Source organism: Streptomyces sp. I05A-00742 (genome assembly GCF_013055795.1).
Taxonomy (GTDB): domain Bacteria; phylum Actinomycetota; class Actinomycetes; order Streptomycetales; family Streptomycetaceae; genus Streptomyces.
Window position 1 is genome coordinate 1 of the sequence record NZ_JABETO010000041.1, and the last position, 12385, is coordinate 12385.

At 73.7% G+C, this 12385-nt stretch carries 13 protein-coding genes and 1 pseudogene; 7 read left to right on the forward strand and 7 right to left on the reverse strand.

From position 1 onward, the window contains the following. Nucleotides 1–250: pseudogene (locus HN013_RS32470) on the reverse strand (hypothetical protein); the annotation flags it as partial. Continuing rightward, entirely contained in the window at nt 243–1241 is a 999-nt protein-coding gene (locus tag HN013_RS27180) for an alpha/beta fold hydrolase (protein WP_171170774.1), read from the reverse strand. The pseudogene HN013_RS32470 and the gene HN013_RS27180, both read right to left, overlap by 8 nt. Nucleotides 1242–1436: 195 nt before the next feature. Here HN013_RS27180 and HN013_RS27185 point away from each other — a divergent pair, with 195 nt between their 5' ends. From HN013_RS27185 to HN013_RS27200, 4 genes are all read left to right on the forward strand, one after another. Beyond that, nucleotides 1437–1658 (forward strand): hypothetical protein, encoded by a 222-nt coding sequence (locus HN013_RS27185; protein WP_171170776.1) that lies wholly within the window; start codon nt 1437–1439, stop codon nt 1656–1658. 175 nt (nt 1659–1833) lie between these two features. After that, nucleotides 1834–2469, forward strand: coding sequence for a TetR/AcrR family transcriptional regulator (locus HN013_RS27190; protein ID WP_171170777.1), 636 nt, complete (start codon nt 1834–1836; stop codon nt 2467–2469). A gap of 174 nt (nt 2470–2643) precedes the next feature. Next, on the forward strand, nt 2644–2871 hold the full coding sequence (locus HN013_RS27195; RefSeq protein WP_171170778.1) for a DUF3107 domain-containing protein: 228 nt from the start codon (nt 2644–2646) through the stop codon (nt 2869–2871). A gap of 230 nt (nt 2872–3101) precedes the next feature. Further along, nucleotides 3102–3380 carry a hypothetical protein gene (locus tag HN013_RS27200; protein ID WP_171170779.1) on the forward strand — a complete coding sequence of 93 codons (279 nt, stop codon included), beginning with the start codon at nt 3102–3104 and terminating at the stop codon, nt 3378–3380. Nucleotides 3381–3452: 72 nt separating this feature from the next. On the opposite strand, the gene HN013_RS27205 is transcribed toward HN013_RS27200, so the two are convergent. Then, nucleotides 3453–4202, reverse strand: coding sequence for a ferritin-like fold-containing protein (locus HN013_RS27205; protein WP_171170780.1), 750 nt, complete (start codon nt 4200–4202; stop codon nt 3453–3455). Nucleotides 4203–4759: 557 nt separating this feature from the next. Here HN013_RS27205 and HN013_RS27210 point away from each other — a divergent pair. Further along, the gene (locus tag HN013_RS27210) at nt 4760–7492 is read left to right on the forward strand and encodes a DEAD/DEAH box helicase (protein WP_171170781.1); all 2733 of its coding nucleotides are present in this window, start codon (nt 4760–4762) and stop codon (nt 7490–7492) included. A 212-nt stretch (nt 7493–7704) separates the two neighbouring features. On the opposite strand, the gene HN013_RS27215 is transcribed toward HN013_RS27210, so the two are convergent. Next, a complete protein-coding gene (locus tag HN013_RS27215; protein WP_171170782.1) occupies nt 7705–8487 on the reverse strand; it encodes an SDR family oxidoreductase in 783 nt (260 codons plus the stop codon). A gap of 68 nt (nt 8488–8555) precedes the next feature. On the opposite strand from HN013_RS27215, the gene HN013_RS27220 reads away from it, so the two are divergent. Further along, nucleotides 8556–9410, forward strand: a complete 855-nt coding sequence (locus HN013_RS27220) for an alpha/beta fold hydrolase (RefSeq protein ID WP_171170783.1) — start codon at nt 8556–8558, stop codon at nt 9408–9410. Nucleotides 9411–9431: 21 nt separating this feature from the next. Here HN013_RS27220 and HN013_RS27225 read toward each other — a convergent pair whose 3' ends face one another. Both HN013_RS27225 and HN013_RS27230 read right to left on the reverse strand, forming a co-directional pair. Then, nucleotides 9432–10208: a VOC family protein gene (locus HN013_RS27225; protein ID WP_171170785.1), complete on the reverse strand. Its 777-nt coding sequence runs from the start codon at nt 10206–10208 to the stop codon at nt 9432–9434. A 165-nt stretch (nt 10209–10373) separates the two neighbouring features. Continuing rightward, nucleotides 10374–11318: an NYN domain-containing protein gene (locus HN013_RS27230; protein ID WP_171170787.1), complete on the reverse strand. Its 945-nt coding sequence runs from the start codon at nt 11316–11318 to the stop codon at nt 10374–10376. A 187-nt stretch (nt 11319–11505) separates the two neighbouring features. Here HN013_RS27230 and HN013_RS27235 point away from each other — a divergent pair, with 187 nt between their 5' ends. Continuing rightward, complete coding sequence (locus HN013_RS27235) at nt 11506–11658, forward strand: hypothetical protein (RefSeq protein WP_171170788.1); 153 nt, start codon at nt 11506–11508, stop codon at nt 11656–11658. A gap of 117 nt (nt 11659–11775) precedes the next feature. Here HN013_RS27235 and HN013_RS27240 read toward each other — a convergent pair whose 3' ends face one another. Continuing rightward, nucleotides 11776–12381, reverse strand: a complete 606-nt coding sequence (locus HN013_RS27240; RefSeq protein WP_171170790.1) for a MarC family protein — start codon at nt 12379–12381, stop codon at nt 11776–11778. Between the last annotated feature and the right edge of the window lie 4 nt (nt 12382–12385).

The following is a 12385-nucleotide window of genomic DNA, read 5'->3' on the forward strand; positions in this document are numbered from 1 at the left end:
CGCCGCCCCCGCGGCGCGGCTCCGGGACCCGCGGGGCCGCCGGCGGCGCGCCGGCGGACGGTCCCGCCTGCCGCCCGATGACGCCCCAGCCGATGGCCGGGCCCCGGGGGGCGGACCGGACGACGGGCTCCTCCTGCGGGAAGGCGGGCCGCTCCGCGGTCCGGACGGACTCCCTGGCACCGGGAACCGTCGGCGCCTCCCCCGCCCGCCCTCGGGGGGCCTGGGGGGCGCGTGCACTGTGTTTACCCACGGGGCGTGGCGCTCCGTTCCGACGTCGTGTCCGCGAGGAGTTCGCGGAAGGCACGGGCCACCGCGTCCGGATCCTCCATCATCGCGACATGGCCGGTGCCCAGCAGCGTCAGCAGCCGCGACTCGCGGAACGCCGCGCTCGCCCGGCGGGCCATGCGGTACGAGACGAGCTGATCGCGCGTTCCGTACACCAGCAGAGTAGGGGCAAGCACGCGCTCGGCCTGACGCCACAGCGAATGCTGGCCGCCGAGGGTGTACGCGTCGACGATGCCGCGGGCCGACCGCGCCATCACATCCCAGAAGTAGGGGAGCTCCAGCCGCCGCTCGTACTCCGCGACGGCGAGGGCGAATCCCTCCGGTGTCACCCGTCCGGGGTCCCCGTAGCAGAGGGCGAGCAGTTCACGTGTGCGCCGCTCCGGCGTCCAGTCCCGCGTCACCCGGGCGAAGAGGGGGACGATGCCGGGCACCGCCAGCAGCCCGGTGGGCAGTGCGCTGCGCTGCGGGCGCAGCTCCGGCAGGGCCGGCGAGACGAGGGTGAGGGTGCGGACGAGGTCGGGGCGGACCGCCGCGACCCGGGTGACGATCGCGCCGCCCATCGAGTTGCCGAACAGGTGCACGGGCCCGCGGTCGCTCGCGTCCAGATACCGGATGACCACCCGGGCGTACGCCGTGATGGAGTAGTCGCCGTCGTCGGGCGGCGGGGAGTCTCCGTAGCCGGGGAGGTCCAGCGCCTCGCCGTCGACATCGTTCGCGAGCACTTCCAGCAGCGGCGACCAGTTCTGCGAGGACCCGCCGAGGCCGTGCACGAAGAGCGCGGCCGGCGGGGCCGGGCCGTCCGACACCGCGGGCGGCCGGGACCGCACCGTCAGCGTGGCTCCGGACAGGGTCACCGTGCGCAACCGCTCCCCCGCGCTGAGCTGCGAGAAACGCGTGGGCGGCACCACGGGAACGGCGTGGGCACCCAGTGCCACCGACGACTCGGTCTCGGACATGCGGGCAATGTTACGAGACGATCACGCCGTAAACCCCTGTGGCAGGCGTCACAGATCGCCTGGCGGTGGGAAGCCGCGTCTCCTACGCTCGGAGGCAGGGAGTACGAGGGCACCGGCCCGGGGAAGGCGGAACGACGCAGCGACGCCGGCCCCGGACGCCGGCGAACAGCGACAAGGACGAAGGGGATCTTTCGCATGCCTGTCGACCCGACCGACCCGGACACCTTCGAGGACGAGGACGTGGACGTCACCGAGATCGGCGTCGAGGACCCCGAGGCGGACGCCGCCGAGCAGCACGCCGACGTGGCGCCCGCGCGCGACGAGTCTCCCGAGGACTTCGATCCGGACGCGGCGAACGCGGCGGACGTCGCGGAGCAGGCCCGGGTCGTGGAACTGGACGAGGACGACTACAGGTGAGCCGCGGCGCCGCGGGTACCGGGGGCGGCGATCTGCGGGATTTGTCGGATTTTTGTGGGCTTCCCACAGCGTCCGCCAGGTGAAATTCTCCCCTCCGGCCACGCACGGCGCGGTTACCCAAAAGTACGATGGCGGGCGCGGTGCACACCGTGCAGGAACAATCATGGGAGGCGGCGTGACAGCCATCGAGCAGACCGAGGCGCGCCCGCGGGGCACGCGCCTGCCGCGCCGAGCCCGACGCAACCAGCTCCTGGGCGCGGCCCAGGAAGTCTTCGTGGCCCAGGGCTACCACGCCGCGGCCATGGACGACATCGCGGAGCGCGCGGGCGTCAGCAAGCCGGTGCTCTACCAGCACTTCCCGGGCAAGCTGGACCTCTACCTCGCCCTGCTGGACCAGCACTGCGACAACCTGCTCCAGGCGGTCCGCACGGCGCTGGCCTCGACGTCCGACAACAAGCAGCGGGTGGCGGCCACGATGGACGCCTACTTCGCCTACGTCGAGGACGAGGGCGGCGCCTTCCGGCTGGTCTTCGAGTCCGACCTCACCAACGAGCCCGCGGTGCGCGAGCGCGTCGACCGGGTCTCGCTGGCCTGCGCCGAGGCGATCAGCCAGGTCATCGCCGAGGACACCGGCCTCGCCAAGGAGGAGGCCATGCTGCTCGCCGTCGGCCTCGGCGGCGTCTCCCAGGTGGTCGCCCGCTACTGGCTCTCCAGCGGGAGCACGGTCCCCCGCGGCACCGCGGTCCAGCTCCTCACCTCGCTGGCCTGGCGCGGCATCGCCGGTTTCCCGAAGAACGGCCCCGAGCACTGAGCCGACCGCACGGCCGGGGCGTCCCCGGCCGTCTGTTCGCTGCGAGCGTGCGAGGCCGGGCCCGGCTCGCCCCCGTACCGGGCTAATGTGTGGTCCGTACGGCGCGGCGCGTCCGCGCACCCCTCCCCTGGGGCTACGCCGTGGGGGACGCACACCTTCGGAGGGACAGTAGCCGTGGAGGTCAAGATCGGCGTGCAGCACGCGCCCCGCGAGATCGTTCTGGAGAGCGGTCAGTCCGCCGAGGAGGTCGAGCGCGCGGTGGCCGACGCGCTGGCCGGAAAGGCACAGCTGCTCAGCCTGACGGACGAGCACGGCCGCAAGGTCCTGGTCCCGTCCGACCGGCTGGCCTATGTGGAGATCGGCCAGCCCGCCGTCCGGCGGGTCGGCTTCAGCACGATCTGAGCACGTCGGCAGGACAACGGCGGGGCCCCGGCGCGGAATGCGCCGGGGCCCCGCCGTTGTCGTAACGGGTGGACGGGCCGCCGGGCGGAGCGTGTCGGGAACGCTTCCGGGCGCCCCCGCGAACCACCATGGGAGGGGCCGCTCCGAGGGTTGCCGCGGGAGGCCCCGGGGTAGGACCGCTACGACCGATTTGCACCTGCTGCCGTCCGTGGCACGGGAGGGAAATGACCATGATCCTCTGGGAAGCGCTCGGCTCGGTCCTCATCGGCCTCGCCGTCTCCTTCGGAGCCCTGCGCTGGCTGCCCGCCCGTTTCGGGCAGTTCCGCTCCCGCACCCTGACGCTGGGCACCGGACCGGTGGCCGGCCTCTTCGGCGCGCTGCTCGCCCACTCGGTCCTCGGTCCCGGTCATGTGATCGCCACCCTGGCGGCCTCGCTCGTGCTGGCCGCCGCCCTGCTGTCGCTCCTGCTCCGCCCCTCGGGCCCGCCCCGGCGGTCAGCGACGGCCTGAGACGGACCCGCGGGAAGGGGAGCCGGTGTTACGGGGTGGTGGGTCGTGCGCCGGTCCTGCCGGTCATCCGGGTCACGCGGACAGCCCCAGCGCGGCCATCCGCTTGGTGTGCGCCTCGGTGATCCGGGAGAACATCTTCCCGACCTCCGCGAGGTCGAAGCCGTCGGCCACCCCGCCCACCAGCATCGTGGACAGGGCGTCACGGTCGGCGACGACCCGCTGCGCCTGCGACAGCGCCTCGCCCATCAGCCGCCGGGCCCACAGCGCCAGCCGCCCGCCGACCCGCGGCTCGGCCTCGATCGCGGCCCGTACCTTCTCGACGGCGAACGTGGCGTGCCCGGTGTCGTCGAGGACGGCCAGCACCAGGGCCCGGGTGTCGGAGTCCAGCCGGGCCGCGACCTCCCGGTAGAAGTCACTGGCGATCGAGTCGCCCACATAGGCCTTGACCAGGCCCTCCAGCCAGTCCGACGGGGCGGTCTGGCCGTGGAACTCGTCCAGCGCGGCGGCGAAGGGCTCCATCGCCGCGGTCGGCTCCACGTCGATCGCCGCGAGCCGGTCGCGCAGCCGCTGGAAGTGGTGGAACTCCGCGGCGGCCATCTTCGCCAGCTCGGCCTTGTCGCCCAGGGTCGGCGCCAGCTTGGCGTCCTCCGCCAGCCGCTCGAAGGCGGCCAGCTCGCCGTAGGCGAGGGCACCGAGCAGATCGACGACCGCGGCGCGGTAGCGGGGGTCGGCGGATGCCCGCGCCCAGTCCTGGGCGGCGATTCCGGTCAGTTCCTCGGCAGGACCTTCTGTGGCCGCTGCGGCCTTGTCGGACGATTCCATGGACGGAACCTTAGCCCGCTCCGCCGGAGAGGGAAGGCCCTGGTCAGCCAGGCGTCCACGGGCTTCGGGACGAATGGCCCGGGCGCGGATGCGCCGTTCCGGGGTACAGTGCTATACGGCCCGCCGAGTACGCCGAGCATGTCGCGCATTCGACTGGCCGTCTCCATGCAGGTTCCTCCGGGAGCGAGTCCCCGGAGCGCCAGCGGATGCCCGGTCGGTGGCCCGATCGGCTTCCACCCAACCGACCGCCCTCCCCGCGGTGCGGACGAGTCGTCCGCAGACCAGGAGGGATCCGCTCGCAGCACGTGTGCTCGCGCGAAGGCAGTGGTCCCGCGCCATCCGGCCCCCGGGCCGGACGAGTACGACGGCGCGGTACGTACGGACTCCTCGTACGACCCCCTTCGCCGCCCCGTGCCGCGTCTCACAGAAGAGGCAGCACCCTGAATACCCCGGACACCCAGCAGACCCGGTCCACCTTCCGAGATCTCGGGATCCTCCCCGAGACCGCCGAGGCCCTCGACGCCGTCGGCATCCTCCACCCCTTCCCGATCCAGGAGATGACACTCCCGGTCGCCCTCTCGGGCTCCGACGTCATCGGCCAGGCCAAGACCGGCACCGGCAAGACCCTCGGCTTCGGCCTCCCGCTCCTGGAGCGCGTCGTCGTCCCCGCCGACGTCGAGGCGGGCCGGGTCAAGCCCGAGCAGCTGACCGACGCCCCGCAGGCGCTCGTCGTCGTCCCCACCCGTGAGCTCTGCCAGCAGGTCACCAACGACCTGCTGACCGCCGGCAAGGTGCGCAATGTGCGCGTCCAGGCGATCTACGGCGGCCGGGCGTACGAGCCGCAGGTCGAGGCGCTCCGCGCCGGCTGCGACGTCGTCGTCGGCACCCCCGGCCGGCTGCTCGACCTCGCCGGCCAGAAGAAGCTGAGCCTCGCGCACGTCAAGGCGCTGGTCCTGGACGAGGCCGACGAGATGCTCGACCTGGGCTTCCTGCCCGACGTCGAGCGCATCATCACGATGCTCCCGGCCAAGCGGCAGACCATGCTCTTCTCGGCGACCATGCCCGGCGCGGTCATCTCGCTGGCCCGTCGCTACATGTCGCGGCCGACGCACATCCGCGCCACCTCGCCGGACGACGAGGGCCAGACCCACGCCAACATCGCCCAGCACGTCTTCCGCGCCCACTCCATGGACAAGCCGGAGATGGTCTCCCGCATCCTCCAGGCCGAGGGCCGCGACCGCGCGATGATCTTCTGCCGGACGAAGCGGACCGCCGCCGACATCTCCGACCAGCTGACCCGCCGCGGCTTCGCCGCCGGCGCGGTCCACGGCGACCTCGGCCAGGGCGCCCGCGAGCAGGCGCTGCGCGCCTTCCGCAACGGCAAGGTCGACGTGCTGGTCTGCACCGACGTCGCCGCGCGCGGCATCGACGTCGACAACGTCACCCACGTCGTCAACTACCAGACGCCCGAGGACGAGAAGACGTACCTGCACCGCATCGGCCGCACCGGCCGCGCGGGCAAGTCGGGCACGGCCGTCACGCTGGTCGACTGGGACGACATCCCGCGCTGGAAGCTCATCAACAAGGCGCTGGAACTGCCCTTCGACGACCCGGAGGAGACGTACTCCACGTCCGCGCACCTCTACGAGGCGCTGGGCATCCCCGCCGGGACCAAGGGCATCCTGCCGCGCTCCGAGCGGACCCGGGCCGGGCTCGCCGCGGAGGAGATCGAGGACCTCGGCGAGACGGGCGGCCGCGGGGCCGGCCGGGGCCGCGGTCCCAAGGACGCCAAGGCCGGCCGGGAGGCCGTCGAGGAACGCCCCGAGCGCACCCGCACACCGCGCCAGCGCCGCCGGACGCGCAACGGCACGCCGCTCGACGCCTCCGTGCCCGCCGCGGCGCAGGCGGCCGACGTGGCCGACGTGACGGCCGTGACGGAGGCCGTGGAGACGGTGACGGCCGGTCCCGCCGTGGCCGCCGTGGCCGCCGGTACGACGGCTCCCGAGACGCCGGCCCGTCCGCGTCGCCGCCGTCGCACGCGCGGCACCGGAACGTCGGCTGCACCGGCCGCGACCGCCGCTCCCGTCGCTTCCGCCCCGGAGGCACCGGCGGCACCGGCGGCCGAGGCCGCTCCGGCCGTCATGGCCCCGGTCATCAAGACCGCGGCCGTCAAGGACACCGCAGGCAAGGACACCGCCGTCAAGGCTCCGGCGACGGCCCCCGCGCCGGAGGCTCCCGCCAGGCCGCGCCGCCGTGCGCGGACCGCCGCGGTCCGGCAGGAGACCGTGCCGACGCAGGCGCCGTCCGGCCGGACGCGCCCGCGGTACGCGGCCCCGGCCCCGGCCGCCGCGGAGGCGGAGTTCGAGACGGTCGAGACCGCCCTGCTGCGGGTCCAGGCCGCCGCCGAGGCCGCCGCGAAGGCCGCTGCCGAGGCCCGGACCACGGCCGCTTCCCCCGAGGCGACCGCCGAGGTCACCGCTCCGGCCGCGGCCGAGCGCCCGAAGCGCTCCCGCGCGACGGCGGGTGCCACCCGTCGGACCGCGGAGGCGACCGAGGCACCGGCGGCCGAGGTGACCGCCGAGCCGGCCAAGCGCACCCGCCGCGTGGCCAGGCGCGCGGAGACCACAACGGTCACCGAGCAGCCCACCGAAGCGGTCACGGCCCCCGAGCCCACCGCCGAGCCCGTCAAGCGCACCCGCCGCGTGGCCAAGCGCGCCGTCACCACCCTCGGCGCGGAGACCACCCCGGTCACCGAGCCGACCGCCGAAGCGGTCCCGGCCGCCGAGCCCGCCGCCGAGCCGGCCAAGCGGACCCGTCGCGTGGCCAAGCGCGCCGTCACCACCCTGGGCACGGAGACCGAGCCGGCCACCGAGCCCGCCGCCCCGGCGGACGAGCCCGTGAAGCCGAAGCGCACCCGCACCACCAAAAAGGCGGCCGCCGCCCCCGTGGCGACGGACGGCGAGCCCGAGCCCGAGGCCAAGCCGAAGCGCACCCGCACCGCCAAGAAGGCCGTCGCCGAGGGCGAGGCCGAGGTGAAGCCGAAGCGCACGCGGACGGCCAAGAAGGCCGCCGCCCCGGTGGCCGAGGCGCCCGCGGCCGACGAGGCCGGTGAGACGGCCGAGGCCGCCGCGCCGGTGAAGCGGACGCGCAAGCGCGCCGTGAAGGCCACCGCGGCGGCCGCCGAGGCGGAGCGAACGGCTCCCACCGAGGAGCCGGTGAAGCCGAAGCGGACCCGCACCACCAAGAAGGCGGCTGCCGCCCCGGTGGCCAAGGCGGAGGTCGTGGCCTGAGGGGTTGAGCCCCGGTCCCACCCTTTCACCGTTTCCCGGGCAGGGCCCCGGACCCCCTGAAAGCGGCTTCGCCGCTTGTCCTCAAACGCCGGACGGGCTATTCAGCCCGTCCGGCGTTTGAGGACAGCGCGCGCAGCGCGCTTCGGGGGGCTGGGGGCTCGCCCCCAGGAATCGGAGAAGGGGCGGGTCCGGGGCAAACCCACCCCCCACCCCTACGCCGCGTGCCCACCGTCCACCGACACCGACGCCCCCGTCACATACCCCGCCGACGGCGCCACCAGATGCGCCACCATCTCGGCCACCTCCGCCGGACGCCCGTAGCGCCCCACGGCCGTGAGCGCCGCCTGGGCCTCCGCGTACGGCCCGTCCGCGGGATTCATCTCGGTGTCGACGGGACCGGGGTGGACGATGTTGGCGGTGACGCCACTGGGTCCCAGCTCACGGGCCAGGGCCTTGGTCAGGCCGGTCAGAGCCGTCTTGCTGGTGGTGTAGAGCGTGCCCCCGGGGAACGGCACGCGCTCCGTCATACAGCTGCCGATCATGATGATGCGTCCGCCCTCGCCGAGGTGGGCGATCGCCGCCCGGGTCGTCAGGTAGACGCCGCGGATGTTCACCGCCAGGACGCGGTCGATGTCCTCCAGGGACAGCTCACCGATCGGCCCGAGCACGCCCGCGCCCGCGTTGTTGACGAGGATGTCGAGCCGCCCGAACTCCGCGACGGCCGCCTCCACCACGCCGTCCGCGGCCGCGGCGTCCGCCGCGTCGGCCCGTACGGCCAGGACGCGCCGGCCGAGCGCCTTCACCTCGGCAACGACGTCCTCGGCGGCCCGCTCGTTCGACTGATAGGTGAAGGCGACGTCCGCCCCGCCCGCCGCCAGGCGGAGGACGACGGCCCTGCCGATGCCCCGGCTGCCGCCGGTCACAAGGGCGGCCTTCCCGTCGAAGTCGAGGGGGACCGCCGGGCTGTTCACCGTGCTGTTCGCTGCGTTCTGCATGCCTGAGATCCTCTGCCGCGAGGGCTCCCGGGGCTGGCGGCGATCGGACGTGGCGTTAGCCTCGGGACATGAGCAGGCCGCCCTTCCTCACCGTGCCCCCGTGCGCCCGCGCGTACCGTCTCGCCACCGCGCGCGGGGAGTTCGCCGTCCACGACGCCCGGCCGGCCGGCCCGCACCGCGGCACCGCGCTGCTGGTACCGGGTTTCACGGGCAGCAAGGAGGACTTCATCGCCCTGCTGGAACCCCTCGCCGCGGGCGGCTTCCGGGCCGTCGCCGTGGACGGGCGGGGACAGTACGAGACCCCGGGCCCGGACGACGAATCCGCGTACGCGCAGGAGGAGTTGGCGCTCGACGTCCTGGCGCAGGCGGCCGCGCTCGGCGACGGCCCGGTGCATCTGCTCGGCCACTCCCTGGGCGGTCTGGTCACGCGGGCGGCCGTCCTCCGCGACCCGCGCCCGTTCCGCTCGCTGACCCTGATGAGCAGCGGCCGCGGGCCGATCTCCGCCGGGCAGCAGGAGCGCACCGGGATGCTGATCCACGCCCTGGGCGAGCTGAAGATGGACATGGAGAGCGTCTGGCAGGAGATGCGGCGGCTGGACGGCGAGCCGGAGGAGAGCGTCCTGCCGACGGAGCACAGCGCGTTCCTGCACCAACGCTGGCTGGCCACGCGGCCCGCCCAACTCGTCGCCACCGCACGGCAGTTGATGACGGAGCCGGACCGTGTGGCGGAGCTGGCGCGGGTGCCGCTCCCGCTGTGCGTCGTCTCGGGCGAGGAGGACTACGCCTGGCCGGTGCCCGAGCTGGACGCGATGGCGGAGGAGCTGTCCGCGCGGCGCGTGCTGGTCGCGGGCGCGGGGCACTCCCCCAACGCCGAGCAGCCGGCCGTCACGGCCGACGCGCTCCGCTCCTTCTGGGCCTCCTGAGGCACCCCTCCGGGGAGGCGGTCAGCAGCCCCGCGCGTCCTCGGTGACGGTGAAGATGCCGCCCTCGGAGTCGCAGAGGGTCGCCTCGTGGCCGACCCGGGAGACGCCCGGCTCGGCGGCGACCGAGCCGCCGGCCGCGAGGGCCGCCTCGACGGCCTTCTCCACGTTGTCGACATGGAAGTAGACGTGCCAGCGCGGCCTGACCTTGGGGTCCGGGGCCGCCTCGACCGCGCCGCCGCGCAGACAGGCCACCGTGTGCCCGCCCACCCGCACCATCACCACGTCGTCCTCGTAGCGGACGTCCGTCTCCTGGCCGTCCCACTGGAAGACCCCGCCGTAGAAGAGGGCGGCGTCGAAGCAGTCGCGGGTGCGCAGCTCCAGCCAGGCGGGGGCGGCGCCCGTGCCGATGCTCCAGTCGCGCAGCACCCGGCCCTCCCAGAAGCCGAAGACCGCCCCGTCCGGGTCGGCGGCCAGTACGGCGCGGCCACCGCCGAAGGCGAGCGGGCCGACCGCGACGGTGCCGCCGCGCTCACGCACCCGGGCGGCGGCCGCGTCGGCGTCGTCCACGGAGAAGTAGCTGGTCCAGGAGACCGGCACGCCCATCCGCCGGGCGACGTTGCCGAGTCCCGCGACGGGCCGGCCGCCGGAGAGGGCCACGCAGAAGTCCTCCCCGAGCGAGCCCTTACGGAAGGTCCAGCCGAGCGCCGCGCCGTAGAACCGCTGCGCCGCACCGAGGTCGCCGGTCAGCAGGCTCACCCAGCAGGGCGTTCCCGGCCCCGCACGGTCGGAAGCCGACATGGCCGATCGCCTCGTTTCTGTTGTCCGGTTCTCCAGCGGTGACGGGTGGCCGGCGCGCATCGGGCCGCGGCCCACCCGTAGCCAGGGTTCCACTCGCTCCTCCGGTGCGCATTCCGGCACGCGCGTCCCGCGCGCAGTTCTCCGCCCCTGGCGTATGCCCTCGTCTCAGAACTGCATGCGTACGTGGTCCCAGAACCCGTCGCGCAGCGCCCGGCGCAGGTCCGCGTGGCCGCGCAGGGACAGGCCGAGCAGCGCCTCCGCCTCGACCAGCAGTTCCTGGTCGACGGCGCCGGGGAGGTAGGGATGGCCGGGGAGCAGTTCGGCCAGGGCGTCCCGGCCGCGCGTCCCCAGCCACTGCGAGGCGACCTGGGCGCCGACGAACCGTACGCCCTCCCGGTCGGGGACGGGCCCGCGCGGGGCGGTCTCGCCGGGCGGCTCCGGGGCGGCGCGCCGGGCGACGTAGGGCCCGCAGAAGTCGCGGTCGAAGGTGCGCCGGCTGTCCACCTCCCACAGCAGCGGGTCCGCCTGGTTGCGCCCGCCCGGGGCCTCGATGCCCCAGAGGTGGACGCGGGCGCCGTAGCCCTGTGCCGCCTCGACGGCGGAGACCAGGTCCTCGTCGCCGCCGACGAGCACCGCGTCGCTGATGGCCCGGTGCCGGGCCAGGGTCTCCAGGTCGGTGCGGATGAGGGAGTCCACGCCCTTCTGCTGGTTGTTGGCGTTGAGGTTGCCGAGCCGGACCTTGACGTCGGGGAGCTCGGCGATGCCCTGCTGCTCGGCCGTGTGGATGCGGCGGCGGGCGCCGTCGTACCAGTAGAGGCGCAGCAGCCGGCTGTCGGGGAAGATCTTGCGGGCCTTGTCGATGAACGCCTCGATCAGTCCCTCGGCGTCGAGTTCGATGGCCCGTCGGTCCTCGGTGCCGACGACGAGGCGGCCCGCCGCGGCGTAGGCGTAGCCCGCGTCCACGAAGACCGCGTGGGTGGCGGGGGTGGTGGCGACCTCGGCGAGGACGCGGGTCAGCAGCTCGTTGGTGCGCTCGATGCCGGCGACGACCGCGGCGAGGTCGGGCGCTTCGGGGAGTTCTTCGGTCAATGTGGGGGGCTCGCTGGTCATGTGGGGGGCTCGCTCGCTCAAAACACTACCGGTCGGTAATTAGTCATGATAAAAATTTCTTTAGCGTAGGGAATGTTTGCAGACAGCACCTCGTTGGACACGTATGGGAACGCGCCGCGACGTGGCGGCGCGTGTCCCTGTTCTTGACGAAGTTCTCCTCAGGAGGATCAGACGAAGGGAGAAGCCTGTGCGCTTCGAGATCATGCGACTGGACGACGTCGACGGCACCGCCCTCGACAGCACCGTCGTGGACGCCGCCTCCGTCAACCGGATCGTGCAGCAGGCCGCCTCTGTCGGCCAGCGCATCTACATCCGCCCGGCCGACACCGCGACACGGTGACGCGCTAAAGAGTACGCACGTCCGGTCCTCACCGGACGCGGAACGCCCCCGCACGGACCGTCCGTACGGGGGCGCCTCGCGTTCCGGGGGCCGGTCACCGGCCGCCGGAGCGGCCGTTCACCAGTTGTGGATCACCTGCGTGATGCCGTTGATGATCTGCTGGACGGCGAGCGCGGAGAGCATCATGCCCGCGAGCCGGGTGACCAGCACCACACCGCCGTCCTTGATCACCTTGATGATCAGCAGCGAGTAGCGCATCACCAGCCACAGCACGACGTGCATCGCGGCGATCGCGCACCACACCGAGACCTGCGAGGCGAACGAGTCCGCGTGCTGCACCGCGAGGATCACCGAGACGATCGCACCGGGCCCGGCGAGCAGGGGCATGCCCAGCGGTACGAGCGCGGCGTTGACGTCCTTCGTCTGCGTCGGCTCCTCCGACTTGCCGGTGAGCAGGTCCAGCGCGATCAGCAGCAGGAGCAGTCCGCCCGCGATCATCAGGGCCGGGGTGGTGATGTGCAGGTAGTCGAGGATCTGCTGGCCGCAGATCCCGAAGACGGTGATGACGCCGAAGGCGACGGCCGCCGCCTGCCAGGCCATGCGCCGCTGGACCTTGGCGGGCCGGCCCGAGGACAGGGCGAGGAAGATCGGCGTGATCCCGGGCGGGTCCATGATCACGAACAGGGTGAGGAAGAGGGAGCCGAAGACGGCGAAGTCGAACACAGTG